This is a genomic window from Cupriavidus sp. Met-2, assembly GCF_049843575.1.
GTDB classification, from domain to species: Bacteria; Pseudomonadota; Gammaproteobacteria; order Burkholderiales; family Burkholderiaceae; genus Cupriavidus; species Cupriavidus metallidurans.
Genome location: NZ_JBBHZL010000006.1, coordinates 41,298 through 67,958 on the forward strand (window position 1 = coordinate 41,298; position 26,661 = coordinate 67,958).

Annotated in this window: 29 protein-coding genes; 10 read left to right on the plus strand and 19 right to left on the minus strand. The window is 61.9% G+C overall.

Annotated elements, in window-relative coordinates; genetic code table 11:
• Positions 1-179: 179 nt before the first annotated feature.
• From ldcA to WD006_RS14775, 5 genes are all read right to left on the minus strand, one after another.
• Positions 180-1,100 (minus strand): muramoyltetrapeptide carboxypeptidase, encoded by a 921-nt coding sequence (ldcA, locus tag WD006_RS14755; RefSeq protein WP_029307988.1) that lies wholly within the window; start codon positions 1,098-1,100, stop codon positions 180-182.
• Positions 1,097-1,666: a tRNA adenosine(34) deaminase TadA gene (gene tadA / locus WD006_RS14760; protein ID WP_029307989.1), complete on the minus strand. Its 570-nt coding sequence runs from the start codon at positions 1,664-1,666 to the stop codon at positions 1,097-1,099. The genes ldcA and tadA overlap by 4 nt, the downstream gene beginning before the upstream one ends.
• Positions 1,667-1,687: 21 nt before the next feature.
• The gene (locus WD006_RS14765; RefSeq protein WP_008649701.1) at positions 1,688-2,164 is read right to left on the minus strand and encodes a 6-pyruvoyl trahydropterin synthase family protein; all 477 of its coding nucleotides are present in this window, start codon (positions 2,162-2,164) and stop codon (positions 1,688-1,690) included.
• 3 nt (positions 2,165-2,167) lie between these two features.
• Positions 2,168-2,803 carry a 7-carboxy-7-deazaguanine synthase gene (gene queE, locus WD006_RS14770; protein WP_029307990.1) on the minus strand — a complete coding sequence of 212 codons (636 nt, stop codon included), beginning with the start codon at positions 2,801-2,803 and terminating at the stop codon, positions 2,168-2,170.
• Between the two features lie 178 nt (positions 2,804-2,981).
• Entirely contained in the window at positions 2,982-3,494 is a 513-nt protein-coding gene (locus WD006_RS14775; RefSeq protein ID WP_011516307.1) for a DUF1993 domain-containing protein, read from the minus strand.
• Between the two features lie 371 nt (positions 3,495-3,865).
• Here WD006_RS14775 and WD006_RS14780 point away from each other — a divergent pair, with 371 nt between their 5' ends.
• From WD006_RS14780 to WD006_RS14800, 5 genes are all read left to right on the plus strand, one after another.
• Entirely contained in the window at positions 3,866-4,462 is a 597-nt protein-coding gene (locus WD006_RS14780; protein ID WP_029307991.1) for a DUF2239 family protein, read from the plus strand.
• 120 nt (positions 4,463-4,582) lie between these two features.
• Complete coding sequence (locus WD006_RS14785; RefSeq protein WP_029307992.1) at positions 4,583-5,002, plus strand: PAS domain S-box protein; 420 nt, start codon at positions 4,583-4,585, stop codon at positions 5,000-5,002.
• Positions 5,003-5,237: 235 nt separating this feature from the next.
• Entirely contained in the window at positions 5,238-6,014 is a 777-nt protein-coding gene (locus WD006_RS14790; protein WP_029307993.1) for a TetR/AcrR family transcriptional regulator, read from the plus strand.
• A gap of 100 nt (positions 6,015-6,114) precedes the next feature.
• Entirely contained in the window at positions 6,115-6,948 is an 834-nt protein-coding gene (locus tag WD006_RS14795; protein WP_029307994.1) for an alpha/beta fold hydrolase, read from the plus strand.
• A gap of 62 nt (positions 6,949-7,010) precedes the next feature.
• Positions 7,011-8,543 carry a flavin-containing monooxygenase gene (locus WD006_RS14800; RefSeq protein WP_029307995.1) on the plus strand — a complete coding sequence of 511 codons (1,533 nt, stop codon included), beginning with the start codon at positions 7,011-7,013 and terminating at the stop codon, positions 8,541-8,543.
• Between the two features lie 114 nt (positions 8,544-8,657).
• Here WD006_RS14800 and guaA read toward each other — a convergent pair whose 3' ends face one another.
• The 3 genes from guaA to guaB form a co-directional block, all read right to left on the minus strand.
• Entirely contained in the window at positions 8,658-10,277 is a 1,620-nt protein-coding gene (gene guaA / locus WD006_RS14805) for a glutamine-hydrolyzing GMP synthase (protein ID WP_011516212.1), read from the minus strand.
• Complete coding sequence (locus WD006_RS14810) at positions 10,252-10,893, minus strand: hypothetical protein (RefSeq protein ID WP_011516211.1); 642 nt, start codon at positions 10,891-10,893, stop codon at positions 10,252-10,254. The genes guaA and WD006_RS14810 overlap by 26 nt, the downstream gene beginning before the upstream one ends.
• 87 nt (positions 10,894-10,980) lie before the next feature.
• A complete protein-coding gene (gene guaB, locus WD006_RS14815) occupies positions 10,981-12,444 on the minus strand; it encodes an IMP dehydrogenase (RefSeq protein WP_011516210.1) in 1,464 nt (487 codons plus the stop codon).
• A gap of 125 nt (positions 12,445-12,569) precedes the next feature.
• Between guaB and WD006_RS14820 the strand changes: the two genes are divergently transcribed.
• The gene (locus tag WD006_RS14820; RefSeq protein WP_029308046.1) at positions 12,570-13,529 is read left to right on the plus strand and encodes a DMT family transporter; all 960 of its coding nucleotides are present in this window, start codon (positions 12,570-12,572) and stop codon (positions 13,527-13,529) included.
• Between the two features lie 94 nt (positions 13,530-13,623).
• Positions 13,624-14,163 carry a DUF4124 domain-containing protein gene (locus tag WD006_RS14825; RefSeq protein WP_029308047.1) on the plus strand — a complete coding sequence of 180 codons (540 nt, stop codon included), beginning with the start codon at positions 13,624-13,626 and terminating at the stop codon, positions 14,161-14,163.
• A 50-nt stretch (positions 14,164-14,213) separates the two neighbouring features.
• On the opposite strand, the gene WD006_RS14830 is transcribed toward WD006_RS14825, so the two are convergent.
• Positions 14,214-14,579: an RnfH family protein gene (locus WD006_RS14830; protein WP_035832852.1), complete on the minus strand. Its 366-nt coding sequence runs from the start codon at positions 14,577-14,579 to the stop codon at positions 14,214-14,216.
• Positions 14,554-15,003, minus strand: coding sequence for a type II toxin-antitoxin system RatA family toxin (locus tag WD006_RS14835; protein ID WP_029308049.1), 450 nt, complete (start codon positions 15,001-15,003; stop codon positions 14,554-14,556). The genes WD006_RS14830 and WD006_RS14835 overlap by 26 nt, the downstream gene beginning before the upstream one ends.
• 176 nt (positions 15,004-15,179) lie before the next feature.
• Here WD006_RS14835 and smpB point away from each other — a divergent pair, with 176 nt between their 5' ends.
• A complete protein-coding gene (gene smpB / locus WD006_RS14840; RefSeq protein WP_008652065.1) occupies positions 15,180-15,632 on the plus strand; it encodes an SsrA-binding protein SmpB in 453 nt (150 codons plus the stop codon).
• Positions 15,633-15,717: 85 nt separating this feature from the next.
• Here the strand turns inward: smpB and WD006_RS14845 are convergent, their stop codons facing one another.
• The 3 genes from WD006_RS14845 to ppsA form a co-directional block, all read right to left on the minus strand.
• The gene (locus tag WD006_RS14845; protein WP_029308050.1) at positions 15,718-16,656 is read right to left on the minus strand and encodes an SPFH domain-containing protein; all 939 of its coding nucleotides are present in this window, start codon (positions 16,654-16,656) and stop codon (positions 15,718-15,720) included.
• Between the two features lie 49 nt (positions 16,657-16,705).
• On the minus strand, positions 16,706-17,140 hold the full coding sequence (locus WD006_RS14850; RefSeq protein WP_011516203.1) for an NfeD family protein: 435 nt from the start codon (positions 17,138-17,140) through the stop codon (positions 16,706-16,708).
• Positions 17,141-17,320: 180 nt separating this feature from the next.
• Positions 17,321-19,705: a phosphoenolpyruvate synthase gene (gene ppsA, locus WD006_RS14855; RefSeq protein WP_011516202.1), complete on the minus strand. Its 2,385-nt coding sequence runs from the start codon at positions 19,703-19,705 to the stop codon at positions 17,321-17,323.
• A gap of 256 nt (positions 19,706-19,961) precedes the next feature.
• Between ppsA and ppsR the strand changes: the two genes are divergently transcribed.
• Positions 19,962-20,891, plus strand: coding sequence for a posphoenolpyruvate synthetase regulatory kinase/phosphorylase PpsR (gene ppsR, locus WD006_RS14860; RefSeq protein WP_029308051.1), 930 nt, complete (start codon positions 19,962-19,964; stop codon positions 20,889-20,891).
• 98 nt (positions 20,892-20,989) lie between these two features.
• The gene (locus WD006_RS14865; protein WP_227874088.1) at positions 20,990-21,520 is read left to right on the plus strand and encodes a hypothetical protein; all 531 of its coding nucleotides are present in this window, start codon (positions 20,990-20,992) and stop codon (positions 21,518-21,520) included.
• A gap of 33 nt (positions 21,521-21,553) precedes the next feature.
• Here WD006_RS14865 and WD006_RS14870 read toward each other — a convergent pair whose 3' ends face one another.
• Genes WD006_RS14870 through lpxD form a run of 6 tightly spaced genes read right to left on the minus strand, consistent with a single transcriptional unit; the run spans position 21,554 to position 26,651 of the window.
• A complete protein-coding gene (locus WD006_RS14870; protein ID WP_011516199.1) occupies positions 21,554-22,342 on the minus strand; it encodes a TrmH family RNA methyltransferase in 789 nt (262 codons plus the stop codon).
• A 9-nt stretch (positions 22,343-22,351) separates the two neighbouring features.
• Entirely contained in the window at positions 22,352-23,032 is a 681-nt protein-coding gene (gene rnhB / locus WD006_RS14875; protein WP_029308053.1) for a ribonuclease HII, read from the minus strand.
• Positions 23,032-24,237: a lipid-A-disaccharide synthase gene (lpxB, locus tag WD006_RS14880; protein WP_029308054.1), complete on the minus strand. Its 1,206-nt coding sequence runs from the start codon at positions 24,235-24,237 to the stop codon at positions 23,032-23,034. The genes rnhB and lpxB overlap by 1 nt, the downstream gene beginning before the upstream one ends.
• Before the next feature lie 12 nt (positions 24,238-24,249).
• Positions 24,250-25,053 carry an acyl-ACP--UDP-N-acetylglucosamine O-acyltransferase gene (lpxA, locus tag WD006_RS14885; protein ID WP_011516196.1) on the minus strand — a complete coding sequence of 268 codons (804 nt, stop codon included), beginning with the start codon at positions 25,051-25,053 and terminating at the stop codon, positions 24,250-24,252.
• 39 nt (positions 25,054-25,092) lie between these two features.
• Positions 25,093-25,545, minus strand: coding sequence for a 3-hydroxyacyl-ACP dehydratase FabZ (gene fabZ, locus WD006_RS14890; protein ID WP_008652053.1), 453 nt, complete (start codon positions 25,543-25,545; stop codon positions 25,093-25,095).
• Positions 25,542-26,651: a UDP-3-O-(3-hydroxymyristoyl)glucosamine N-acyltransferase gene (gene lpxD, locus WD006_RS14895; RefSeq protein WP_011516195.1), complete on the minus strand. Its 1,110-nt coding sequence runs from the start codon at positions 26,649-26,651 to the stop codon at positions 25,542-25,544. The genes fabZ and lpxD overlap by 4 nt, the downstream gene beginning before the upstream one ends.
• Positions 26,652-26,661 lie beyond the last annotated feature (10 nt).

Sequence of the window (26,661 nt, forward strand, 5' to 3'; positions counted from 1 at the left end):
AATGTCGGTGTGCCGCGTGGGCACCCTGAGATGACTGCTCGCGGCAGGCATTGGCGCCCGGCGCAGCGAAATGAGGAAATAACCAGATATTTTACCACTCGTGGGGGTATCTGGTAAGTCGCGGGCGGCATGTCGCCGCCCTGGGCGCCCTCCGGCTACAGCGCCGGCTACAGCGCCGGCTACAACGTCGGATAACCCGACAGCGACAGCACGAAACCGTCGGCACGTGCCGTCAGCCGCGCATTTCCGCCCACCGGCAAAGTCAGCTTGCGCGGGCAGTGGCCGAACGGCAGGCCCGTGAGCACCGGAATACGCAACTGTTCGCGCACATAGTCGAATACGGCATCCATGTTGTAGCCATTGTCGTAGTCGGTGGTGCGGTAATTCGAGAAGTCGCCCAGCACGATGGCCTGTTGCCGGGCCAGCACCCCTGCGTGCAGCAACTGGAGCAACATCCGCTCCACGCGGTACGGCGGCTCGTTGATGTCTTCCAGGAACAGAATGCCGCCGTCGATGTTCGGCATGTACGGCGTGCCCAGCAGCGTGCACAGCATGGCCAGATTGCCGCCCCAGAGCGTGCCTTCCACGGTTGCCGGCGCGGCCACCTGGGCCGCCTCGACCTCGATGTCGTGGACCGGGGCGCGCAGGATGCCCTCGAAATGCCGCCACATGAACGAATCGACGTGCTCCTCGCCGAAATCCGCGAGCAGCATCGGCCCTGCGAACGATACCCCGCCAGCCTTGGCCAGATAGGCCAGCTGGAACGCGGTGAAATCGCTGTGACCGACGATCGGCGTGCCGCTTGCGCTGGCCTGCTCCGCGATGCGCCCGAACTCGATGTGATCGAGCAGTCGGCCCAGGCCGTACCCGCCGCGCACCGCCAGCGTCAGCTCCCGAGCGGGACCTGTGCCGATGGCATGGAGATCGGCCAACCGCTCCGCATCCGTACCGCCGAATCGCAGATAGCGGCGCGCGAGCACATCGGGATTGTTGACGTGGTAGCCGTGGTGCTTGAGCCAGGCACAGCCGCGGGCGGCAATGGCAACGTCGTGAGGGTAGCCGGATGAGGCGATGAGACGGACTTCGGTGGGCTGGCTCATGTTTCGGAATTCGGGTCTGAAGCCTGAATTTTCCCCGAATCTGCGTCCACTGGCGAGACCTGCAAGGCTCTTGCCGCTTTCTGCGCCCTGCGGCGCGCCCCGAAAAAGTCGCGCAGCAACTGGCCACACTCATCAGCCATCACGCCTCGCGTGAGTGTGGTCTGGTGATTGAGCGTGGCCTGCGCGAACAGATCGACCACGCTGCCGGCCGCCCCCGTCTTGGGGTCGGTCGCGCCAAATACCACGTGTCGCAGCCGCGCATGGAGAATCGCCCCACTGCACATCGGGCACGGCTCAAGCGTCACGTAAATCTCGCACTCGGGCATCCGGTAGTTGCCCAGCACCTTGGCTGCCGCGCGCAGCGCCTGCATCTCCGCATGAGCGGACGGATCGACCGAACGGATCGGCAAATTGTGGCCGCGCGCGATGATCTTGTCGTCCCACACCACCACGGCGCCCACCGGCACCTCGCCGGCCGCTTCGGCCAGCCGTGCCTCGTCGAGCGCGGCGGCCATGTAGAAGCGGTCGCGCTCCGCGGGGTTGGCAAATACGGGGACGTCTGCCATGAAGCGCCTGTCAGTCCCGCGTCAGTCCTGCGCGGGCAGGCTGAGCGGCGCGCTGACCTCGGCCCAGCAGTTCGGCGTCTCGAACAGCACCAGGCGGGTCAGTTGCAGATGATGATCGAAGCAGTCCTTGAAGACCGGCGCCAGGATGTCGAACGCCACCTGCGCAAGGTTTTCAACGGTCGGAATGCTGTCGATCACCACGGTCTTGTGGTTGTCCATCGACTGCAGGAAATTCAGCAGCGCGGTATCGCCACGATAGATCAGGAACGCGTGATCCCACTTCGACACCAGATGCTCGTTGGCCAGCGTCTTGATATCGCCGAAATCCAGGATCATGCCGTCATCGGGCGCGCCCTCCTGGTGCAGGACTTCGCCGGACAGCGTAAGGTCCAGACGATAGCGGTGGCCATGGATGTTGCGGCACTGTCCGCCATGGCTTGGGATGCGGTGCCCGGCGTCGAATTCGAGCCGGCGCGTAATCGAAACTTGTTTGCTCATGTGTCAGCGAATGCCCAGCAGCTTGTGGGTCTGCAGCGACAGGCGCCAGCGCGGGTGGCGCTGGCAGAACTCCACCGCCGCGGCAGTATTCTGCCGGGCCAGCGGGCCATCCATGGCCTGCACCATGAAATACTGGAAATCCAGTTGCTCGTATGCCGCGAAATCCTGGCCATCCTGCGGAATCACGACTTTGAGTTCGTCGCCCTTCTTCACCACGAGTTCCGAACCCATCTTCGGGCTCACGCAAACCCAGTCGATCCCCTCAGGCACCTCGATCGTGCCGTTGGTTTCGATGGCGATCTCGAAGCCGCGCGCGTGCAGCGCGCCAATCAGCGACGCGTCGAGCTGCAGCAGCGGCTCACCGCCAGTGCAGACCACGAGCGGTTTGCCGCCTGCACCCTGCGGCCATTCGGCCGCCACCACTGCCGCCAGTTCATCGGCGGTCTTGTACTTGCCACCCAGCGTGCCATCAGTCCCGACAAAATCGGTATCGCAGAACTGGCATACCGCCCGCGCGCGGTCTTCCTCACGACCGGTCCACAGGTTGCAACCCGAGAAACGGCAGAACACCGCGGCGCGACCGGCGTTAGCGCCTTCGCCCTGCAGCGTGTAGAAGATTTCCTTGACGGCGTAAGTCATGCGGTTGGTTTTGGGTCTTGGGGGTGTCCGTAATCGCCCGCCTGCCTAAAAAATAAGCAAAATGCGATGGGTGGGCAACCGGTGATTGTAGCAAGAACTTAGGGTTTTTGCTGAGAACCCGAAATCATGACGACCTTGGCGCCGGCCACCGCGAGCAGCAGACGCCACCCATCATCACTCACCGCGGCGGCGCGCCCAGGAAATCCATCTTGCCGATCTGTACCCCCTTGTGACGCAGGATGTCGTAAGCCGTCGTGACATGGAAATAGAAGTTCGGGAGCGCGAAACCAAGCAGATAGTTCTTCCCGTCGAACGTAATCGGACCATGGCGCAGCTTGAGCTCCACCGTCCGCGTCTCGCTGCCTTCGAACTGCTCCGGCCGAATCGTCTTCAGATAGCCAATGGTCTTGGCGATGCGCTCCTGAAGCTCCGGGAAGGTCGCCTCGGTATCCGGAAACGATGGCGTCTCAAGGCCGGCCAGCCTTGCCGCGCAGCCCTTGGCCGCGTCGCTCGCGCGCTGGACCTGCGCCGGCAACGGGTCCATATCCGCGATCAACCGCGTCTGGATCAGCTCCGCGGCGTCCATTCCCTGCGCCTTCGCATGGGCCGCGCCCTTTTCCAGGATCGCGGACAGGTTGGTCAGCGCGCGGATGAATACGGGTACCGATACGTCGTACATCGAGAGGGCCATGTGGGCTCCTTGGCTGTGAATACGGAACGTGCGTTGCTGTTGTCCAGCCGGGGCCTGCCGGCACCCGCTGGCGAGAGCATAGACCGGAATCCCGCCGATTGCCCGGTCAGCCTTTCAATGGCCCGCGCAGGGGCCTGCGGGTCGGCAATGCATGCGATGCCTTCGTAGCCTGACATGTGAGCCTGAGCCTCCGCTGAGATCGATGCCGGCGATCCTGCTCGAACGCGTTGCGCCAGGTTCTGGGCCTCATCAACAAAGTTGCGAAATAGGCCACTTTCCGCAGAACAGGAATATTTTTATCCGGGTGATATTGCGCGCCAAATTATATCCGGGTAATATTTGCAAACCGACTAGCTACTCATTCGACGACGATGACAAACCCACCCTCCTACACCAGCTTCAACGGACACCAACGCATCGCCACAGGCCCCCTGCTGGCGAACGCCCTGGCCGTCAAACATGCGCTCGCGCAGGGTACGACCGGCCCCGTGTTGATCTTCGACGATGCAACCGGCCGCACCTTGGATGTGGATACCAGGGGCACGGAACAAGAGATCACCAGCCGCTTACAGCTGGCGACGCCACACAACAAAGATCCTGAAGCCGGATTGGAAGCGCCGGAAGCCTCCGAGCCCAAAGGCCGCGGTCGGCCGAAGCTTGGCGTGGTGGCGCGTGAGGTCACGCTGCTGCCCCGGCACTGGGAATGGCTAGCCGGCCAGCCTGGTGGCGCCTCCGTGGCGCTTAGGAAGCTGGTCGAGGAAGCGCGCCGCGCGGGCAGCGAGAAAGACCGGATGCGCCAGGCCCACGAGCGTGCCTATCACTTCATGCTGGCCATTGGCGGCGATCTGCCCGGCTTCGAAGAAGCTACGCGCGCGCTGTTCAGCAATGATGCATCGCGGCTCCGCGAACTGATCGGCGGATGGCCGGCTGACGTGCGCGACCACGCGCTGCATCTGGCGGACTATTGATAGTCCGGAGAGAAAGCGCAGGCATCTGCGATTTGCAGCGGAGAATATCGACTGGCAATCGGGCCGCATCAGACGGCCCAATGCCGGGCGAGCGCCCCCACCCCACAAGACGATGAAATCATGACAATTTCAACGAACACGGCAGCGCAAATCCTCGAACAACTCGCCGACGCACTCATCTTTGCCGATACGGACGGCCGAATCACGGGCTGGAATCATGCTGCGGCGGAACTCTTCGGATACGGCCCGGACGAGGCGCTGGGCCAAAGTCTCGACCTGATCATTCCCGAGCGCCTGCGGGCCGCGCACTGGAAGGGATTTCAGGCCGCTATCGACACCGGCAAGACCCGGCTCTCCGGCAAGCCGACACTGACCAAGGCGATCCACAAGGACGGACGCAAACTCTTTGTCGAAATGACGTTTGCGCTGATCAGCGATGCGAACGGCAATGTCATCGGCTCAGTCGCCGTTGCACGGGATGTCACGGACAAGGTCGAGCGGGAACGCGCCCAGAGCGCTGCGGGGCCAGTGTCAAGATAGCCCCCCTTCCTAGACGATCACCAGCAATCAAAACCCGCAGTCACTTGCGGGTTTCGACTTTCCTCCCCTGACGACGGCAACCGGTCAGGTTTGGCAAACACGCCAAATGGGTTCGGCAGACGCCCAACTGCATGGCAGAACGGAAATTGCAGCCGGCCCGCAGTTCCGGCTTGCACAATAGGCTACAGGGACTATAAATAGAACCATAAATCGAATTCTATTTGGGAGACACAGCATGCTCGATGTTCCCATCGGCAGCGCCAAGGCATCGCCTGAGCGATCAGATCGCCAGACAGATGCGACACCCCCCAAGAACCGCAGACTCGCCCTGCAAGCCCGCAGCCAGGCAACAGAGAAAGCGCTGCTGGATGCAGGCCTGGCCCACTTCGAAGCGCACGGATTCGAGGGCTTGTCGATGCAGGCGGTGGCTGAATACGCTGGCACATCGATCGGCGCCTTGTACTTCCGCTTCGGAGACCGCGAAGGCTTCATTCAGGCCGTGCTGGAACGCGGCTTCGACCAGATCCGCCAGGATACCGACGACTTGCTGGCCAAGGTCACTACCGAGCATGCATCACCGCACGAAGTCATCAATGCCTTTGTGGACCTGGCCGTACGCGTACAGAAGAAGAGTCATGGCGTATTCCGTGCCGTGCTGCAGCGTGCGCTGGTCGACCCCAAAGCGTGGGAGCCCGTGGGTCGCCTGGGAAACGACGCCACGCGCCGGCTGGTGTCCGCACTGAGCCGGTTTCCGGAGGTGGTAGCCATCCCCGACTGGGAAGCGCGCTTGATGTTCGGCGTGTACGCAGCGCGCAGCGCGCATTTCAACGCGATGTACAACAGCCAGGCGCCGCTACCCAAGGGCCATGTCGCCATGGTTCACGTGTTGTACGAACTTATCGTGAGCTATCTCGGCCTGCCTCCAATCGGGCGCGTCGGCCAGGGCGCCAAGGATCAGGGCGGCCGCCCCAGGAAGCTCGCCACCTCATCGCGTACCCGCCATACGCCGTAGACATCCGCGCAGGCGTTAGCAGCCAGCGTGTTGAGAGTCGGCTGCTAGCGACCTGACGCAGTCTGGTCGATCCCTTTCTCTTCCTCACTCAAGGACTCCTATGCAACGTCTGAATGTGGACGCGCCCGGCATTCCCAGAACCAGTGTGCTGGACGCGGGCCAGGGCAGAGCCACAATTCTGATTCACGGCACGTCCTCAAGCGCCGAAATGGGTTGGGCGCAGTTGCTGCCCAGGCTGGCAGCCAAACGGCGCTGCCTCGCGTTCGACATGGTCGGCGCAGGCCAGACCGAAGACCCGGGCGGCCCCATCACCCTGACCACGCTGGTCGAGCAGGTCCGCGCCGTCGCCGACCTTGCTGGAGACGGCAAGCCTCTGGATCTCATCGGCTATTCGCTGGGTGCCGTCGTCGCCGCGGTAGCGGCCGCTGCAATGCCCGATCGTGTGCGCCGACTGATCTTGCTAGGTGGCTGGGTGCAGAGCAGCAGAAGCATGTGCGTGCTTTTTGACCTCTGGGCGGAGCTGTCACGAACCGACAAGCACCAGCTTGCGAGACTGCTGCTGGTCAACGGCGTGTCCGATACCTTCTTTCAAGCCAACTCCACTGAGGCGATACAGACCGCACTGGACCGCATCGCCAACCTGCTTTCTGCCGGAGGCGATCGCCAGGCCGAGCTCGATGCCACGATCGATATTCGCGCCGAGCTACCCAGGATAAGAGCCCAGACCCTGGTGATCGGTATGCAACAAGATCGACTGGTGCCGCCCGCGCATTGCCGCGATCTGGCTGCAGGCATAGCGGGCGCGCGTTACGAGCAGATCGACTGCGGCCACCTCGTCACGCTGGAACAGCCCGGTGCCCTGCTCGATCTGGTTGAAAGTCATCTTGATAGTCCGACAGGACATTGCCACGAAGAACGACACGGTGGCGCATGACGTCATCGGCGTTCTTCACGTGAGTGGCCAGGGCCACATACGATATCTCAGGAGACAACCCCATGAATGCCAACATCTTGTCCGGGCGCCAGCCTGCCCGACCCGTAGCCACGGAGCATTTCGACGTGATCATCGTCGGTGCGGGCATCTCGGGTGTAGGCTCGGCCTATCACATGCGGACACAATGCCCCGGCAAGCGTTTCGTCGTGCTCGAAAGCAAGGACAGCTTCGGAGGCACCTGGCACACACACCGCTATCCCGGTGTGCGCTCGGATAGTGACCTCTACACCTTCGGCTACCGCTTCAAGCCATGGATGGGAAAACCCATTGCGACTGCAGAGGAAATCCTCAGCTACATGGCCGAAGTAATCGAAGAAAACGACCTCGCTCAGCACATCCGCTATCGCCATCGCATCGACGCGGCCTCCTGGTCTTCCATCGAAGGACTTTGGACCCTTGATGCCACACGCCTGGAATCGGGAGAGCGCGTACGATTCACCACCAATTTCCTGTGGATGTGCCAGGGGTACTATCGCCACGATCAGGGCTATCTGCCCGAGTGGACGGGCATGGACAATTTCAAAGGCCCGTTGATTCACGCGCAGACCTGGCCGGAGGCACTGGACGTCGAGGGCAAGCGTGTGGTCGTCATCGGCTCGGGCGCTACCGCTGCCACCGTCGTGCCGGGACTGGCCCGCCTGGGTGCCAAGGTCACCATGCTGCAACGCTCGCCCACATACTTCATCTCGGGCCGCAACGCCAACGATCTCGCAAACGAGCTACGCCGGCTCGAAATCGACCCAATGTGGATCCACGCCATCATCCGGAAGAAAGTCCTGATGGATGGCGCCATCTTCGCCCGCCGCTCACGCGAAGAACCAGAGGAGGTGCGCAAGGAACTGCTTGCAGGGGTTCGCGCGCAGCTTGGCGAGGACTTCGAACTCGAACCGCATTTTTCACCACGCTACCGGCCTTGGCAGCAGCGGGTGGCGTTCATTCCCGATGGCGACATGTTCGCGGAAATTCGCGAGGGCAACGCCATCGTGGTCACTGACGAGATCGACCGGTTCGTCGAGGACGGCGTCGTGCTCAAGTCCAACGAGAAGCTAGACGCCGACATTGTTGTGGCCGCTACGGGCTTTCAGCTCAGTGTGCTGGGCGATATTCCGTTTAGCGTCGACGGCCAATCGCTGGATTTCTCGAAAACCGTGACCTATCGCGGCATGATGTTCACTGGCGTGCCTAACATGGTCTGGGTGTTCGGCTACTTCCGCGCCAGCTGGACGCTACGGGTTGACATGGTCGCCGACTTCGTCTGCCGCCTGCTGAAGCACATGGATGCCACAGGAGCAAAGCAAGTCACCCCACAACTCCGTGAAGACGAGAAAGACATGCCTCTATCCGAGTGGATAGACGCCGACAACTTCAACCCCGGCTATCTCATGCGCGACATCCATCTCATGCCCAGGAGCGGCAACACGCGCGAGTGGCAACACACGCAAGACTACTGGGGAGAGAAGGATGAGTTTCCCGAGATTGACCTAACGGATGGGGTATTCCGTTACGACGCAAATCGTCCGTCAGGTAATGCCTGAGCCAGGCCGTGGTCGACAGACCGGTGCCGGAAAAATGGCACAAAAAAGCCCGCAGTTACGCGGGCTTTTTTGTTCTCTGGTGCTACTCGGCTCTGGCCAGCGCCAGAGGCCGAATCACTCCCACTCGATCGTCGCAGGCGGCTTGCCCGAGACGTCGTACACCACTCGGTTCAGCCCGCGAACCTCGTTGATGATGCGGTTCGAGCAGCGGCCCAGCAGCGAGTACGGCAGGTGCGCCCAGTGGGCGGTCATGAAGTCGGTGGTCTGCACCGCGCGCAGCGCGACGACATAGTCGTACGTACGGCCATCGCCCATCACGCCTACGGACTTCACCGGCAGGAACACGGCAAATGCCTGGCTGGTCAGGTCGTACCAGCTCTTGCCCACCTGATTCGCTTCGCACAGACCGGCAGCGGCGTCCTGCTCCGTGGCGATCGTCTTGCGGAGTTCCTCGATGAAGATTGCATCGGCGCGACGCAGCAGGTCAGCATAGTCGCGCTTGACCTCGCCGAGAATCCGCACACCCAGACCCGGGCCCGGGAACGGATGACGGTAGACCATCTCGGGCGGCAGGCCCAATGCCACGCCCAGTTCGCGCACTTCGTCCTTGAACAGGTCGCGCAGCGGCTCCAGCAACTTCAGGCCCAGCGTTTCCGGCAGGCCACCCACATTGTGGTGGCTCTTGATCGTCGTAGCCTTCTTGGTCTTGGTACCGCCCGACTCCACCACGTCCGGGTAGATCGTGCCCTGCGCCAGCCACTTGGCGTTGCTCAGCTTCTTTGCTTCGGCCTGGAAGACCTCGACGAACTCGCGGCCAATGATCTTGCGCTTCTGCTCGGGGTCGGTCACGCCGGTCAGATGACCCAGGAATTGCTCGGAGGCATCAATATGGACAACCTTGGCGTGCAGGCGGCCTGCGAACATGTCCATCACCATCTTGCCTTCGTCCAGGCGCAGCAGGCCGTGATCGACGAACACGCAGGTGAGCTGGTCGCCAATGGCGCGATGGATCAGCGCGGCGGCCACCGACGAATCGACACCACCGGACAGGCCGAGGATCACCTCTTCATCGCCCACCTGTTCGCGGATCTTCTCGACGGCTTCGGCGATGTGGTCACGCATGACCCAGTCGGCCTTCGTGGCGCAGATCTCCAGCACGAAGCGCTCGATCATCTCGCGGCCCTTCGACGTATGCGTGACTTCCGGGTGGAATTGCACGCCATAGTAACCGCGCGCCTCGTCGGCCATGCCGGCGATCGGACAGCTCGGCGTGGAGGCCATCAGCTTGAAGCCGGCCGGCAGTGCCGTGACCTTGTCGCCGTGGCTCATCCAGACCTTCAGCATGCCGTGGCCTTCGTCCGTGGCGAAGTCCTCGATGCCCTTGAGCAGGTTCGTGTGGCCATGGGCGCGCACTTCCGCGTAACCAAACTCGCGCGAATCGCTCCACTCCACCTTGCCGCCCAGTTGCACGGCCATCGTCTGCATGCCGTAGCAGATGCCGAGCACCGGCACGCCCAGGTCCCACACGGCCTGCGGCGCGCGCAGTTGGTGGTCCTCGTAGGTGCTGGCGTGGCTGCCGGACAGGATGACGCCCTTCGGCGCGAACTCGCGCACAAACTCGTCGGTGACGTCGTTCGGATGGATTTCGCAGTAGACGTGCGCTTCGCGAACGCGGCGGGCAATGAGCTGTGTGACTTGCGAGCCGAAGTCAAGAATGAGGATTTTGTCGTGCATGATTGGCAGTTGGCAGTGCTTCCGGATCGGGTTCGGGCATCACCTCGGTGCCCGGACCATAGCCAGGCGGTGGCGTGATACCCGGCTCGCGCCGGTATTCGGGAGATGCAGGGGATCCATTCGGGCGCGCCGTGCGGGGCACGCCGGGTTCGTTGTTCGGGGAGTCGCCATTGGCCGCGCCAGCTTCGCGCTCGGCCGTAGCCAGTTCGGCCTGTTGCCGCTCACGCAGCCGCACCTTCTTGGCCGCGGGAATCTGCACGATGGCAAAAAATATCAGTACGGCTGCCAGCGTCAGCAACCAGACCTTGCCCACGCCTTGTACCGGAATATCGAGAAACAGCGTCCATACGGTCACCAGCAGCGCACTGACCAGATTCACATAGCCCGTGGTCCGCGCCACGGCGACGGTCAACTGGCCGTTGATGGTGGCCTGGAACAGCAGCCAGGACAGTCCAATCGTCGCTACGCCAAGCAATTGCCCGAAGAGGGCTGGCTGGGGCTGCGGCAATTGCAGCGCGGCATACAGCGTGGTGAACGGTGACGCCAGCAGCAGGATGCCAAGCAGCAAGTCCAGCAAGGCGTCGAAGAACAGCACGGCTCGCAGCAATACCTTCATGAGCGCTCCTTTTTTGCAGCGCGGCCGCGCAGCCCCGTCAGCATCGACGAAACCAGCGCGGCCGTGGTGGGAGGCACCAGATCGAAATCAATCGATATGGTAGTTCGGCGCTTCCTTGGTGATCTGCACATCGTGGACATGCGACTCGCGCATCCCCGCGGCGGTGATCTGCACGAACTCGGCGGTCTCGTGCCATTGGGCAATCGAGCTTGCGCCGCAGTAGCCCATCGACGCACGAATGCCACCGGTCAGCTGGTGGATGATCGCCTGCACCGAGCCCTTGTAAGGTACGCGGCCTTCGATGCCTTCGGGCACGAGCTTGTCGACGTTGGCCGTGTTGTCTTCCTGGAAGTAGCGGTCAGCGGCACCGTCCTTCATCGCGCCAACCGAACCCATGCCACGGTAGCTCTTGAACGAACGCCCCTGATACAGGAACACTTCACCCGGCGCTTCCTCGGTACCCGAGAACATGCCGCCCATCATCACGGTGTGGGCGCCAGCGGCCAGTGCCTTGGCAACGTCACCCGAATAGCGCACGCCGCCATCGGCGATCAGCGGCACGTCTGTGCCCTTGAGCGCTTCCGCCACGTTCGACACGGCGGTGATCTGCGGCACGCCGACGCCAGCAACGATACGCGTCGTACAGATCGAGCCCGGACCGATACCGACCTTGACGCCATCGGCGCCATGTTCGACCAGTGCCAGCGCAGCCGCGCCAGTGGCGATGTTGCCACCCACGACCTGCACTTGCGGGAAGTTCTGCTTGACCCAGCGCACGCGATCCAGCACGCCCTGGCTGTGGCCGTGCGCAGTATCGACCACGATCACATCCACGCCGGCCTTGACCAGCAACTCCACACGCTCGTCGTTGTCCGGACCCACGCCCACTGCGGCACCTACGCGCAGTTGGCCGTGCGCATCCTTATTGGCCAGCGGGTTTTCCACGGCCTTCTGGATATCCTTCACGGTAATCAGGCCGCGCAGTTCGAACGCGCCGTTGACTACGAGCACACGCTCCAGACGATGGCGGTTCATCAGGCGCTTGGCTTCTTCCAGCGGTGCGCCTTCGGCGACGGTCACGAGCTTTTCTCGCGGCGTCATCTTCGCGCGCACCGGGGCGTCGAGTTCTTCCTCGAAGCGCAAGTCGCGATTGGTGATAATGCCGACTACGGTCTTGCCTTCCAGCACCGGGAAGCCCGAAATGCCATGCTGCTGCGACAAGGCGATCACATCGCGGACCTTCATTTCCGGAGAAATGGTGATCGGATCACGCAGCACGCCCGATTCGTAGCGCTTCACACGCTGCACTTCGCGCGCCTGGTCGGCTGGCTTCAGGTTTTTGTGGACGATGCCGATACCACCGGCCTGTGCCATGGAAATGGCAAGGCGAGCTTCCGTCACGGTATCCATGGCGGCGGAAACCAGCGGAATGTTCAAGTCGATGGAACGGGTCAGGCGGGTGCGGAGGGAAACATCCCGGGGCAGGACGGCCGAATAGGCCGGGACGAGCAGCACATCATCGAATGTGAGTGCTTTCTGGACAAGACGCATAGCGAATCCTCTAGGCGCAAAAGCAGATTATACAGGAATGCAGGATTTGCTGATGCGTTATCGCATGGCGTTTGCTAATCTCGGCCTCCTTTTTAGACGCCCCTTCGGGGCCAGGCGGGAAGACCATGGGAATCGGGGTGTTATGCGGACTGTTGGCGGGGGCATTCTGGGGCATGGTATTCATCGCGCCCAAGCTGCTGCCAGTGTTCTCCCCCTGGGAACTCGCGATCGGCAGGTACCTGGCCTACGGTCTGGTGGCCTTCGTCGCAGCGCTACCCCTGATGGGCCGCATCGCCCGCAAACTGACACGCGCCGACTGCATCGCCCTGCTGCGCCAGGCATTCACCGGCAACCTGCTCTACTACGTGCTGCTGGCTTTCGGCGTGCAGTTGGCGGGCGTCGGACCGACCTCGCTGATCATTGGCATCCTGCCGATTTCGGTCACGCTGATGGGCCGGCGTGACCATGGCGCCGTGCAGCTGCGCCGGCTGGTGCCGCCACTGCTCGTGGTGGCAGCCGGGATCGCCTGCATCAACATCGATCTTTTCGCCGGGGGCGGCAGCGCGCACGGCGCCACGATCGGCGCGGCGGCGCGCCCCGTCTGGCAGAAAATCGCCGGTGTGATCTGCGCGGCTGGCGCCCTGGTCTGCTGGACGCTTTATGCCGTCGACAATGCCCGCTACCTTCAGCGCAATCCACACTACAGCGGCAACGAATGGTCCGCGCTCTACGGCTTGTCGACTGGGCTGGTATCGGCGGTTCTCGCCGCAATCGGCTGGGTGATGTTTGGCGACACCCTGACCGCCCCCGACAGCGGCCGCGACTGGCAGTTGTTCTGGATGGTCAATGCGGCCGTGGCGCTCGGAGCGTCGCTAATTGGCAACAACCTCTGGAACATTTCAAGCCGCCGTTTGCCACTGACGCTGTCCGGTCAGATGATCGTTTTCGAGACGCTCTTCGCGCTGGCATATGGGTTTGTATTCGATCATCGCTGGCCGCGGCCCCTCGAGATGGCCGCGATCATGCTGTTGATGGCAGGCGTGGCGTGGTCCGTGCGCTTGCACGCGACCGACAAGTCTCAGTAGACTAACGAGCCATGACGCACGGGTCACATCACTGTCAACCCTACTGGCGTCTGATGCCCATCTGCAACCCGCTCGACCTGTTGACGCCTTCGCCATGAACCGATCGTCCGTGCTGTACCTGCTGATTGCTGCAAGCCTTGCCGTCCCCGGCACCGCATTCTCCCAATGGCAATGGAAGGACACCAACGGTCGCACGGTCTACAGCGACACGCCGCCACCGCCATCCGTGCCGGACCGCGCCATCATCATGGCACCGGGCCGCGCGCCGGGCATGTATCACGCGGTGGAAGCCGATGCTCCGCCGAAAGGCGACGCACCGGCAAAGGCCGACGCCCCGCGCATGCAACCCACCAGCGCCAAGGCCGGCGGCACCAAGCCGAAGGACGCGGACACCGAGTTCCAGGAACGACGTGACGCGCGCTTGAAGGCGGATCTCGAAGCCGCCACCAAGGAGCGCGAGCAACTGGCCAGGCAACAGAGTTGCCAGGAATTGCGCAACTACGCGGCAGGGCTGAATCAAGGGATGCGCGCGGCGAAGGCGGGCCCCGATGGCGTGCCGGTGCGTCTGAACGACGACGAGCGTGCCGCGGAGATTGCGCGCGCCAACGAAGCATTGCAGCAGTGCAATAGCTGACGGGGCGCAAAGCGACCCACACGCCACTCATCCGCCACTTAACAAGCCTCTTAGGCGCCCTGCCCGCCGCCACGCAGCCATTTCTGGCCCTCGCGCGTGCCGGACGCGCGCGTCCTCTGAACCCGCTTGCGCCGCGCGGTCTTCGGGTCGGCAGTCAGCACACGATACACTTCCACACGATCTCCCTGCCTTACCGGGGTATCCAGCGTCTTGAGCTTGCCGTAGACACCAACGCGCAGCGTGCTCGGATCGACCTCGGGACAGGCTTGCGTCAGGCCACTGGCCTCGATCGCACCGATGATCGTCGTCCCCGCGGGAACATCCAGCTCCTTCAGGAACACGGTATCCGGCCGCACGTAGCAAACGGACAGGCGCACCAGACCGCCCACCTCAGCCGTTGTTGGCGTTGTTGGCATAAACCACCTCGGCGCGTTTGACGAACGCATCAACAAAGGTATTGGCGATCACGCTGAATACCGGCCCGATGATCTTCTCCAGAAAGACGCTGGTGAACTCGTAATGCAGGTGAAATTCGATCTTGCACGCGTCCTCGCGCAGCGGCGTGAAGTGCCAGGAGCCATTGAAGACCTTGAAAGGCCCGTCGGCGAACGTCATATCAATGCGGGTCGGACGTTCCTGAGCATTACGCGTGTGGAAGAACTGCTTGATCCCTTTGAAGTGAATATGGATCTTGGCATCGAGCAGCGTATCGGTCTGCTCGAACACCTCCACACCGCCACACCAGGGCAGAAACTTGGGATAGTCCTCCACGCGGGTGACCAGATCGTACATTTGTTCGGCCGAGTGGCCGAGCAGGACGGATTTATGGACGTCTGCCATGTATTCGGATTACAGGGCACCGGCGGGCTGGGCCGGGGCCGGGGCGTTTGCTAAAATCGCAATTTTAGCCGACAGCCGCGCGTACGGCACGTCCGGCGCCCGCCGCACCCACCCCGGCTGACTTACGCTGTCGCCCAAGACCGGCGCGACAAATATCTTCAGGAACCACTTCCCGCATGACGATCGCTGACAACAAGAAGGCCTTTTTCGACTACTTCATCGAAGAGCGCTATGAGGCCGGGATCGTGCTCGAAGGCTGGGAGGTCAAGGCGATTCGCGCCGGGCGTGTGCAGATCAAGGAAGGCTACGTCGTGGTACGCGACGCGGAAATGTTCCTGATCGGCGCCCATATCAGCCCACTACAAAGCGCCTCCACCCACATCAATCCGGACCCGGTGCGCACGCGCAAGCTACTGCTCAAGGCCGACGAGATCAAAAAGCTGATCGGCAAGGTCGAGCAGCGCGGCTATACGTTGGTGCCGCTGAATCTGCACTACACGCGCGGCCGCGTCAAATGCGAGATCGGGCTGGCCAAGGGCAAGAAGCAGTTTGACAAGCGCGAAACAGAAAAGAACCGCGACTGGGATCGCGAGAAGGCTCGCATCATGAAGGGCGGCGTGAAGGAATGATGGCTGCGCAGCATAAGCAATAAACAAAAACGGAGGCATGAGCCTCCGTTTTTGTTTCTGCCAACCTATTGGTCCCATGCGGCACTCAGACTGCCTTCTCCGTCTTCTGGCCCTTCACGATCTGCAGCGCGGACGCGATCATCGAACTCATCTCACCAAGGTTGCCCGGCACGATCAATGTGTTGCCCTGCTTGGCCAGGTTGCCAAACGCCGCCACATACTCCTCCGCGACCTTGAGGTTGACTGCCTCGGAACCGCCCTCCCCCCGGATCGCGTGGCCGATTTTCTCGATCGCCTGCGCATTTGCCTCGGCCACGGCCAGAATCGCGGCCGCCTCACCTTGGGCCTTGTTGATAGCCGCCTGCCTTTCACCCTCTGACTTCTGGATCGCCGCCTCGCGCGCGCCAGACGCCAGATTGATCTGCTCCTGCCGCTTGCCTTCCGATGCAGCAATCAGCGCGCGCTTCTCGCGCTCGGCAGTGATCTGCGCCTGCATGGCATGGAGAATTTCCTTGGGCGGCGTCAGATCCTTGATCTCGTAGCGCAGCACCTTCACCCCCCAGTTTGCCGCGGCCTCATCCAGCGCATTGACCACGCTGTGGTTGATGAACTCGCGCTCCTCGAAGGTCTTATCGAGTTCCAGCTTGCCGATCACCGAGCGCAGCGTGGTCTGTGACAGTTGCGTAATGGCCACTACGAAATTGCTCGAGCCATAGGACGCCTTCATCGGGTCAGTCACCTGGAAGTACAGCACACCATCCACCTGCAATTGCGTGTTGTCCTTCGTAATGCAAACCTGGCTAGGCACATCGAGCGGAATTTCCTTGAGGATGTGCTTGTAGGCCACTCGATCGATGAAAGGCACGACGACGGTGAGGCCTGGTGTCAGCGTGGCGTGATAGCGCCCCAGACGCTCCAGTACCCACGCGTGCTGCTGCGGCACGATCTTGACCGACTTCGCAATCAGCACGATGGCGGCAATGAGCAGGATCAGCGGAAACAAACCTAGCTGATAGGCAAGCATATATACGACTCCCTTCGAGAGGATTGACGACTGGGTAATGCGGAAGAAGTCAGGCCGTGTAGTGACGCGCCACGATCAACGTGGCACCACGCACTTCGACAATGCGATAGCGGCCCGGTTTCGGCTCGGCGCCCGGCGCCAGCTCCACGGTCCAATCCGCGCCGCGGTAGGGCACGCGCGCGCGACGGGAATCGTCCCAGGCGGGCACTTCGAGTTCCTGACCGATATCGAGATTGACGTCCGGATTGGATGCGGCGTCGCGGCGCCTCAGCTTGCCAAAGCGCGTGCGGCGTAACAACACGATGCCAATGATCGCAACCAGCGCGGCGGCGACCGTCTGTATTGGCTCGTCAGCACCCAGCAGCGCAGCCACACCGCCTGCGGCAACCCCGAGGGCGATCATCAGCAAATAGAAGGTCCCCGTCGCCAGCTCCGCAATCACCAGCACGACCGCAACGGCAAACCAAAGGTAGTACGACGTCATCCCGCTCCTTTCCCGGAGGAAACAAGACACCCCACCCGCAAAAACAAAACCCCCGCCAAACGCCTACGGCGTCTGCGGGGGCAGATGGAACACCTGCCGCAGGGCCGGTGTCACGCGGCACGCTGGCCGAAGGCCAAGTGCCGTCTATACGTGATCTTCTCTATTGTGACGCGAAATGCCTCACGAAGCCAGTTGCTGCCAGGTTTCGACCACAGAATCAGGGTTCAGCGAGATCGACTTGATACCTTCCTTGGCCAGCCAGACCGCGAAGTCCGGATGATCCGAGGGGCCCTGACCGCAGATGCCAACGTACTTGTTCAGGCGCAGCGCCGTCGAAATGGCGCGTTGCAGCATGAAACGCACTGCCGGATCACGTTCGTCGAAGTCTTTCGCAAGCAGTTCCATGCCCGAGTCGCGATCGAGACCCAGCGTCAGCTGCGTCAGATCGTTCGAGCCGATCGAGAAACCGTCGAAGAACTGCAGGAACTCCTCGGCCAGGATCGCGTTGGACGGCACTTCGCACATCATGATGATGCGCAGACCGTTCTCACCGCGCTTCAGGCCGTGCTTGGCCAGCAGTTCGATCACGCGCTCGGCCTGGCCCAGCGTGCGCACGAACGGCACCATGATCTCGACGTTGGTCAGGCCCATCTCGTCGCGCACGCGCTTCATGGCCTTGCATTCCATCTCGAACGCTTCGGCGAAGTCGTCGGAGATGTAGCGCGAAGCGCCACGGAAGCCCAGCATCGGGTTCTCTTCGTCCGGCTCGTAGCGCGAACCGCCGATCAGCTTCTTGTACTCATTCGACTTGAAGTCCGACAGACGCACGATCACGGGCTTCGGATAGAACGCGGCACCGATTGTCGCAATGCCTTCCGCCAGTTTGTCGACATAGAACGCACGCGGGCTGGCGTGGCCACGCGCCACCGATTCCACGGCCTTCTTCAGGTCGGCATCGACTTGCGGATAGTCGAGGATCGCCTTCGGGTGAACACCAATGTTGTTGTTGATGATGAACTCGAGGCGGGCCAGGCCGACGCCGTGGTTCGGAATCTGCGCGAAGTCGAACGCAAGCTGGGGATTGCCAACGTTCATCATGATCTTGGTCGCGATCTCGGGCATCTCGCCACGCTGGACCTCGGTCACTTCGGTTTCGAGCAGGCCGTCGTAAATCCGGCCCTCGTCACCCTCGGCGCAAGACACCGTTACCAGCGTGCCATCCTTCAGCAAGTCGGTCGCATCGCCGCAACCCACCACAGCGGGCACGCCCAGTTCACGCGCGATGATCGCAGCGTGGCAGGTACGGCCGCCACGGTTGGTCACGATTGCCGCAGCGCGCTTCATCACCGGCTCCCAGTTCGGGTCGGTCATGTCGGCCACCAGCACGTCACCAGGTTGCACGCGTTCCATCTCGGACGGATCGTTGATCACGCGCACCGGACCCGTACCGATCTTCTGGCCGATCGCACGACCGCTGGTCAGCACCGGTGCCGTGCCCTTGAGCTTGAAGCGCTGCTCGGCCTTGCCGGCCGACTGGCTCTTCACGGTCTCCGGGCGGGCCTGCAGGATGTAGATCTTGCCATCCTTGCCGTCCTTGCCCCACTCAATGTCCATCGGACGGCCGTAGTGCTTCTCGATGATCATTGCGTAACGCGCGAGTTCGGCCACGTCGTCATCGGTGATCGAATAGCGATTGCGCAGCTCAGGCGGCACGTCCACGGTCTTCACGCGGCCAGCTTCGCCCGGCTTCGTAAATTCCATCTTGATCAGCTTCGAACCGATCGAGCGGCGAATAATCGGGTACTTGCCGGCTTGCAGCATCGGCTTGAAGACGTAAAACTCGTCCGGGTTCACCGCGCCCTGCACAACCGTTTCGCCCAGGCCGTAGCTCGACGTGATGAAGACCACATCGGGGAAACCCGATTCGGTATCGATCGTGAACATCACGCCCGAGGACGCCAGATCCGAACGCACCATGCGCTGGACGCCGGCGGAGAGCGCCACCACGTCATGCGCAAAGCCCTTGTGCACGCGGTACGAGATAGCGCGGTCGTTGTAGAGCGAGGCGAACACGTGCTTGATCTTGTCCAGCACGTCGTCGATGCCGCTGACGTTGAGGTATGACTCCTGCTGGCCGGCGAACGATGCATCGGGCAAATCCTCGGCCGTGGCCGAAGAACGCACTGCGAACGATGCCTCGGCACCTTCGCGAGCCGACACGCGTGCGTAATGCTCGCGGATCTCTGCCTCCAGACGCGGCTGGAACGGCGCCGCGGCTACCCAGCCACGAATCTCGGCACCGGCTTCCGCCAAGGCCTTGACGTCGTCGACGTTGAGCGTCTTCAAACGTTCGGAGATGCGGCTGGTCAGGTTGTTGTGCGCAAGAAAGTCGCGGAATGCGAGCGCGGTTGTGGCGAAACCGCCCGGAACGCGAACGCCGGCACCAGCGAGCTGGGAGATCATTTCCCCCAACGACGAGTTCTTGCCGCCGACGACTTCCACGTCCTGCATCCGTAGCTGCTCGAACGGCAGCACGTAGGCGCCGGTATCTACCTGGTTGGTCATAAAAGCCTCAAAACAAAGTAAGAAATCTTTTGCACCGACCGGCATATTCTTGGCGTTCTGTTCCCGGCGGATCGCTTGGCTGAGCAATTCCGTGTGCTATCGGTGGTACCGATGCTGCGGCGCACATTGTCGACAATCCGGCCTCAAATCGTTGCCTGGCCGGCATTGGCGGAATTGCTTAGCCAAAAGATCGCCGCTATTCTACCGTGCCGCATCGCACTTTCGCGTAGCCGCGGCTTCAAATAATTGTTCAGACATGTCCCTGCCCGAAACGCCTGAAGGCACACAACCGCTGGCACAGCCCACGGCTGCCTCTGGCGCGACCGACGCCACCGCTCAGTCCGCTGAGGTCCCCGCCACGAATCGCCCTGCCGTGCGCACGGTCTTTATCGTATCGGATGGCACCGGCATCACAGCCGAAACGTTCAGCCATTCGATCCTGGCCCAGTTCGAGATGCGGTTCCGCAAAGTGCGCATGCCGTTTGTCGATACGCCCGATAAGGCACATGTGGCCGTCGGCAAGATCAACGAGGCGTTCTATAACGAGGGCGTTCCGCCGATTGTGTTCACCACGCTGGTCAACGCCGAATCCAACAAGGCGATTCGCCGGGCCAAGGCGATGATCCTCGACATGTTCCAGACCTTCATCGAGCCGCTCGAGAAGGAACTGGGCCTGAAATCCACCCACGCCATCGGCCGTTTCCACCAGAATGCGGACACCGAGGCCTATAAGAACCGTATCGAGGCGATCAACTTCTCGCTGGCGCACGACGACGGCCAGTCGCACAAGAACCTCGAAGACGCCGATGTGATCCTGGTTGGCGTGTCGCGCAGCGGCAAGACGCCAACCAGCCTGTATCTTGCAATGCAGTACGGCCTCAAGGCGGCGAACTATCCACTGATTCCCGACGATTTCGAGCGAGGCCGCCTGCCCTCGGCGCTGTATGCATACAAGCAGAAGATCTTCGGCCTCTCCATCGATCCGCAGCGGCTGACGGAAATCCGCAACGAGCGGCGTCCGGGCAGCAAGTACGCAGCCGTGGAGAACTGCCGCTACGAAGTCAATGAAGCGGAGTCGATGATGCGCCGCGAAGGCATCAAGTGGCTGTCGTCGACGCACAAGTCGATCGAAGAGATCGCCACGACGATCCTCCAGGAAATCAAGGTCGATCGGGACAACTATTAATAGCGGCGGCGTTTTCAGAATCGTCCCCTATCGGCGCTGCACCGATAGGGGCACGATGAAGGCTGTTCCAACATGCCTGCATCGGATAGATGTTCTTCATGACAGCAGATCGCCAGTCCCTCCCGCCAAACAGGGCGGCAGGCCGGAAAGCACCCAACGAACTGGCGTACTCGGGCTCTTCTCACGCCCTGAAGGCTGCGGGCCTGATCTTCAGCGGCGTCGCACTGTCGTTGGCCGGGACCTTCGCCATCATCGAGTATTCGTCCAGCCATTCGCGGGCACTGATCGCTGCGGACATCAAGACTGTTTCAGCCGAGGTCAGGGCAATCAATACTCGGCTGGACTCCCAGCAGGCCGCCACAGACCAGCGATTTAATCGGGTCGAGCAACGCCTCGACAAGTTCGACGAGCGCTTTGAGCGGATCGACGAGCGCTTCGAGAGTCTCGAGTCGAAGTTCGACTTGAAGCTTGAGCACCTCGAGACCAGATTCGATTCGAAACTGGAGCGCCTCGAAACCAAGCTCGACCAGAAACTCGACACCGTGGTGGAGCTGCTACTTCAATTGGTGTCTCAGAAGGCAGAACAGCCTGCTGGCACCGGACAGCCGGCTGCCGGGCGAGCCAGATAACTCAGCCCACCGCCAAGCGGCTTGGCGTCCGTGCTATCCGCCGCTAGCGCGGCGTTGCCGGACGGCTTCAAACAGGCAGACCGCCGTTGCCGCGGCCACATTCAGCGACTCCAAACCTCCAGGCTGCGGAATGCCAACCGTACGGGAAACATGCGCCATCCACTCGGGGCTGACTCCTCCCCCTTCATTGCCAATCACCCAGCCAACCGGCTGGCGCAGATCTGTATCGAACACCGCCGCGTCCGCATGGGATGACGTCGCCAGTAACGGCACTGCCAGCCGGCTCTCAAGCATCTCAAGCGTGCAATGTTCGACGATATTCAAGTGGAAATTCGCGCCCATACCGGCACGCAACGTCTTGACCGACCAGGCGAATGCGCAACCTTTGGTCAGGAACGCATGTGGAATGCCAGCGGCCGCAGCGCTTCGAAGAATCGAGCCGACATTGCCCGCATCCTGCAGACCATCCAGAATGATGCAATCGGTATCGATGGTTGCCGGGAGATGTCCGGCCGGCGTATCGATCACCAGCATCAGATCGACGCCGTTGACCACACTGCTAATCTGCGCGAACAACGCATCAGCCAATACAACCAGCTTGTCCGAGTCGATCTTCTCGAGCAGCGCGCGCACCTCGGCGTGGTCATAATGGCGCTCGCTCACCACACAGCTCGCGGGCTGCCCAAGCGCAGCCACGTAGGCCTGCGCGAGATGGATGCCATCGAGCACGGACTGCCCCGCCTTGCGGCGCTGGTGCGTGGACCCTGTCAGGGCTTTTAACTGTTTGAACAGCGCGTTGTCGCGCGAAGTGACATGCTTCAAGAGTCTGCCTCAGAAAGGCGGCGCTTCGGACGACATGGTGCGTACCATGCCACGCTCAAGCACCTTGCGCACCGGCGCAAACGAACGCCGATGATGCGGCGTCGCGCCGAATTGTTCGAGCGCGGTGAAATGCTGTGGCGTCGGATAGCCAAAGTGAGAGTCGAACCCGTACTCAGGGTACTCCTGGTGCAGCTTCAACAGTTCACGATCGCGCGCCACCTTCGCCAGGATCGAAGCCGCGGAAATTGCCCGTACCTTGGCATCGCCCTTGACGATAGCCTCGACCGGGAACGCTACCTGCGGACAACGATTACCATCGACCTGCACGAGATCGGGAATGACGCCGCTCGCGGCCAAGCCCTGCACCGCCCGTTGCATTGCAAGCATCGACGCGTGGAGGATATTGATCGAATCGATCTCCTCAACCGACGCGGATGCGATATGCCATCCCAGCGCGTGGTCGCAGATGCGATCGAACAGTGCCTCGCGTTTTTCCGCACTGAGGATTTTCGAGTCGGCCAAGCCACGGATTTGCCGCGCGGGATTTAATACCACGGCCGCAGCGTAAACGGGACCCGCCAAGGGGCCACGCCCAGCCTCATCTACCCCACACAAGCGCTGCACCACAGCAACGGTTTGAGTTAGTTCCAGGCCCAACTGGCTAGAAGCCGCAGCATTCGTTCGCGCCATCAGACCACTCCACGGCTGCGCATCAGATCGACGACTACGCCGGCAGCCAGCTTCGCCGTGTCGCGCTTCAGGGTTTCGTGCATCGTCGTGAAATGCTGCCGCAGGAAGGCAATATTGCCCTCGTCATTGAGTTGCAGCAGCGTCTCGCGCGCCAGCGCCTCCGGCGTCGCGTCGTCCTGTAGGAGTTCGGGAACAACAAAGCGTCCCGACAGGATATTGGGCAGCCCGACATACGGCAGATAACCCTGCCGTTTCATGATCTGCGCCGTTAGCCAGGGCACCTTGTACGAGATCACCATGGGTTTCTTGTACAGCGCGGCCTCGAGCGTTGCCGTGCCACTTGCAAGCAGCACCACGTCGGCGGACTCCATCGCGAGATGCGATTGGCCGTCAACCACGGTCAGGTCGATGTCCGGATACTGCGCGTGCAAGCCAGCAACGATCTCCCGCAGCGGTGCGCTTGCAACAGGCAGCACAAAAGCGAGGTTGCCGTCCATGCGATGCATACGGTCCATCGCGGCGAAGAACGTCGCGCCGAGATTGCGCACCTCCGACTGCCGACTGCCAGGCAACACCGCCACGATCCGCTTGCCTTCTGGCAAAGCCAGCTTCTCCCTCGCACCCGCTACGTCAGGCACCATCGGAATTACGTCAGCTAGCGGATGGCCGACGTAGGTCGCCGGAATGCCAGCCTTCGCATAGATCTCGGGCTCGAACGGGAACAGGCAGAGGATATGGTCCACGGCCCGCGCTATCGTGCGGATGCGGCCTCCGCGCCAAGCCCAGATCGACGGGCTGACAAAATGGACAACCGGAATGCCCGCGCGGCGCAGCGGCACTTCCAGACCAAAGTTGAAGTCGGGAGCGTCGACGCCGATGAAGCATAGCGGCGGTCGCGCCAGTAATTGCTCGCGAATCTCACGCCGCATGGCCAGAATTTCGCGTAGCGAGCCCAGAACCTCGACATAGCCATTGACCGATAGCGTTTCCATCGGCCAATGCGAGACAAATCCCTGCGCCATCATGCGATGGCCACCGATACCGGCGTAATCCACCGATTCGCCAAGCCTCGCGCGCAGGCCTTCCAGCAGCAGCGAAGCGAGCAGGTCGCCAGATGCCTCACCGGCAACCATGGCGATACTACCTCGCTTGTTCCCATTAGCACCCGCATCGGCGGGAAGCACTGCCTGCACGGTGTCGACCATGTCGCGCCGGAATCAGCGAACGATACCGCGCTGGGTCGCGGCGAGGAACTCCACGAACGCCTGCAGCGGCACAGCGGTAGTGGCGTCGACCTGACCTAGCATCGCCGTGATTTCCGCCCGCGCGTCGTCGAAGCTCAGATCAGACTTGTACAGCAACTTGTACGCCTGACGCAGCGCCGCGATCTGGCCAGCATCGAATCCGCGACGACGAAGACCTTCGACGTTGATTCCGTGCGGGGTCGCCTTGTTGCCGTTCTTGTCGCTGGCCGCGATAACGAAAGGCGGCACGTCCTGCACCAATGCCGAAGCACCGCCAAGCATCGCATGGGCACCGATGCGGACGTACTGGTGCACGCCGCTCATGCCGCCCAGAATTGCCCAGTCCCCGACCTCCACGTGGCCGGCAATCTGCGCGTTGCTGGAGAACACCGTGTGGTTGCCCACAGAGCAGTCGTGCGCGATGTGCACATAGGCCATGATCCAGTTGTCGTTACCGAGACTGGTCACGCCGCGATCCTGCACGGTGCCCGTGTGGATCGTCGTGAATTCACGAATCGTGTTGCGATCGCCGATCACGAGCTGCGTCGGCTCGTTGGCGTACTTCATATCCTGCGGCACGCCACCCACGGAGGCATACGGACCAATGCGGTTACCGGCGCCGATCGTGGTGTGGCCTTCGACCGTGGTATGGGAACCGATCCGCGTGCCGCTACCGATCCGCACATTCGGGCCGACGATCGAAAACGGGCCGACGGTAACATCGTCAGCCAGTTCCGCCTTCGGGTCGACTAGTGCGGTGGAATGGATTTGCGTCATACGTGCTGTCCTGTGGTCTGTTCTGCTTTGGGTCCGTGCTTAGCCTTCGGCTTGCTTCACGGTGCACATCAGTTCGGCCTCGCAGGCCACCTCACCGTCCACGGTCGCGCTGGCCTTGAACTTCCAGATTCCGCGGATATAGCGCTCCACGGTCACGTTCAGGTGAAGCTGATCGCCCGGATACACCACGCGCTTGAAGCGCGCGCCGTCGATCCCGACGAAGTAATACAACGCACCTTCCTTGCGCTCCATATCGGCGCCGAACGTCAGAAGACCGGCGGACTGAGCCAGTGCCTCGAGGATCATGACCCCCGGCATCACCGGTTGGTCCGGGAAGTGGCCCATGAAGTACGGCTCGTTGATCGTCACGTTCTTCAGCGTCTTGATCCGCTTCTGCGGTTCGAACTCGAGCACACGGTCGACCAGCAGGATCGGATACCGATGCGGCAGCAGCTTCAGGATCTTGCGGATATCGATTTCGGATGCGGTCATGATGATTTCTCTTCGTCTTGTTTGTTCTGTGCGGGGGCGTTGTTTTCACCGCGCTGCCTGCGTTCCAGTTGCACGACACGTTCGCGCAGCTTTGACAAGCCACGTACGATTGCCGCGTTTCGCTCCCACTCGCCATGCGACGTGAACGGGAACACGCTCGTGTAATGCCCACCGGGTTTAGTAATCGATTTGGTAATCGACGTACCGCCGGACACTGTGGTCCGGTCAGCGATATTCAAATGGCCAGAAAAGTTGGCCGCGCCGCCGATCACGCAGAACCGGCCAATCTTTGTGCTACCCGAAACCGCAGCCGTTCCCGCGATAACGGTATGGGCACCCACATGCACGTTATGCGCGATCTGCACCTGGTTGTCGATCTTGCAGCCGTCCTCGATCACCGTGTCAGCCATCGCGCCACGATCCACGGCCGTATTGGCGCCAATTTCCACGTCATTGCCGAGCACCGCGCGTCCCACCTGGGGAATCTTGACGTACTCGACACCCGTCGGTCCGATGTCCGGCGCAAAACCAAAGCCATCTGCGCCAATCACCGCCCCGCTATGCAGGATGTTGCGCGCGCCAATCACGCAACGATGATATACAGAAACATTGGCGTAGATGAGCGTATCTTCGCCTATCTCCGCGCTTGCGCCGATAAAGGCATTTGCGAGGATCCGAACACGCTCGCCGAGCCGGGCGCCGGACTCGATCACCACGTTCGGGCCGATAAAACAGGATGCCGGGACCACCGCATCGGGCGCCACGCTGGCACGGGGATCGATCCCGGTACGTGAGTCGGCATTAGCGGCGCGGTCGAAGCGCTGCGCAACACGGGCAAAGCAGACGTAGGGATTCCGTGCCACCAGCCAATTGCGCCCTTCGGCTTGCCCATCCGCACGAATGCGTTCAAGGTCTGCCGGCGACACGATGACGGCGCCTGCGGCCGAGGCGAGCGCCTGTGGCAAATACAGCGGATTGGAGAGGAAAGACAGGTCGCCGGGACCAGCCTGGTCTAGCGGCGCCAGGCCGACTACGGCCAGGTCGGGATCACCCACAACCTGCGCGCCGTTCTCGGTGGCGAGCTGACCCAGTGTGGGTGTCTTCATGGCAGTACTT

Excerpts from the sequence above, each read along its gene's own strand:
- rnhB (WP_029308053.1), bottom strand. The coding sequence starts at position 23,032 with ATGGCGCGAACGAATGCTGCGGCTTCTAGCCAGTTGGGCCTGGAACTA.
- WD006_RS14845 (WP_029308050.1), bottom strand. The coding sequence starts at position 16,656 with ATGCTTGCCTATCAGCTAGGTTTGTTTCCGCTGATCCTGCTCATTGCC.
- WD006_RS14785 (WP_029307992.1), top strand. The coding sequence starts at position 4,583 with ATGACAATTTCAACGAACACGGCAGCGCAAATCCTCGAACAACTCGCC.
- WD006_RS14830 (WP_035832852.1), bottom strand. The coding sequence starts at position 14,579 with ATGCCAACAACGCCAACAACGGCTGAGGTGGGCGGTCTGGTGCGCCTG.
- ldcA (WP_029307988.1), bottom strand. The coding sequence starts at position 1,100 with ATGAGCCAGCCCACCGAAGTCCGTCTCATCGCCTCATCCGGCTACCCT.
- WD006_RS14810 (WP_011516211.1), bottom strand. The coding sequence starts at position 10,893 with ATGAAGGTATTGCTGCGAGCCGTGCTGTTCTTCGACGCCTTGCTGGAC.
- WD006_RS14795 (WP_029307994.1), top strand. The coding sequence starts at position 6,115 with ATGCAACGTCTGAATGTGGACGCGCCCGGCATTCCCAGAACCAGTGTG.
- WD006_RS14780 (WP_029307991.1), top strand. The coding sequence starts at position 3,866 with ATGACAAACCCACCCTCCTACACCAGCTTCAACGGACACCAACGCATC.
- ppsR (WP_029308051.1), top strand. The coding sequence starts at position 19,962 with ATGTCCCTGCCCGAAACGCCTGAAGGCACACAACCGCTGGCACAGCCC.
- WD006_RS14775 (WP_011516307.1), bottom strand. The coding sequence starts at position 3,494 with ATGGCCCTCTCGATGTACGACGTATCGGTACCCGTATTCATCCGCGCG.
- WD006_RS14850 (WP_011516203.1), bottom strand. The coding sequence starts at position 17,140 with ATGACGTCGTACTACCTTTGGTTTGCCGTTGCGGTCGTGCTGGTGATT.
- guaA (WP_011516212.1), bottom strand. The coding sequence starts at position 10,277 with ATGCACGACAAAATCCTCATTCTTGACTTCGGCTCGCAAGTCACACAG.
- queE (WP_029307990.1), bottom strand. The coding sequence starts at position 2,803 with ATGACTTACGCCGTCAAGGAAATCTTCTACACGCTGCAGGGCGAAGGC.
- smpB (WP_008652065.1), top strand. The coding sequence starts at position 15,180 with ATGACGATCGCTGACAACAAGAAGGCCTTTTTCGACTACTTCATCGAA.
- WD006_RS14865 (WP_227874088.1), top strand. The coding sequence starts at position 20,990 with ATGACAGCAGATCGCCAGTCCCTCCCGCCAAACAGGGCGGCAGGCCGG.
- WD006_RS14835 (WP_029308049.1), bottom strand. The coding sequence starts at position 15,003 with ATGGCAGACGTCCATAAATCCGTCCTGCTCGGCCACTCGGCCGAACAA.
- ppsA (WP_011516202.1), bottom strand. The coding sequence starts at position 19,705 with ATGACCAACCAGGTAGATACCGGCGCCTACGTGCTGCCGTTCGAGCAG.
- lpxB (WP_029308054.1), bottom strand. The coding sequence starts at position 24,237 with ATGGTCGACACCGTGCAGGCAGTGCTTCCCGCCGATGCGGGTGCTAAT.
- lpxD (WP_011516195.1), bottom strand. The coding sequence starts at position 26,651 with ATGAAGACACCCACACTGGGTCAGCTCGCCACCGAGAACGGCGCGCAG.
- WD006_RS14820 (WP_029308046.1), top strand. The coding sequence starts at position 12,570 with ATGGGAATCGGGGTGTTATGCGGACTGTTGGCGGGGGCATTCTGGGGC.
- WD006_RS14790 (WP_029307993.1), top strand. The coding sequence starts at position 5,238 with ATGCTCGATGTTCCCATCGGCAGCGCCAAGGCATCGCCTGAGCGATCA.
- WD006_RS14765 (WP_008649701.1), bottom strand. The coding sequence starts at position 2,164 with ATGAGCAAACAAGTTTCGATTACGCGCCGGCTCGAATTCGACGCCGGG.
- fabZ (WP_008652053.1), bottom strand. The coding sequence starts at position 25,545 with ATGACCGCATCCGAAATCGATATCCGCAAGATCCTGAAGCTGCTGCCG.
- WD006_RS14825 (WP_029308047.1), top strand. The coding sequence starts at position 13,624 with ATGAACCGATCGTCCGTGCTGTACCTGCTGATTGCTGCAAGCCTTGCC.
- guaB (WP_011516210.1), bottom strand. The coding sequence starts at position 12,444 with ATGCGTCTTGTCCAGAAAGCACTCACATTCGATGATGTGCTGCTCGTC.
- tadA (WP_029307989.1), bottom strand. The coding sequence starts at position 1,666 with ATGGCAGACGTCCCCGTATTTGCCAACCCCGCGGAGCGCGACCGCTTC.
- WD006_RS14800 (WP_029307995.1), top strand. The coding sequence starts at position 7,011 with ATGAATGCCAACATCTTGTCCGGGCGCCAGCCTGCCCGACCCGTAGCC.
- lpxA (WP_011516196.1), bottom strand. The coding sequence starts at position 25,053 with ATGACGCAAATCCATTCCACCGCACTAGTCGACCCGAAGGCGGAACTG.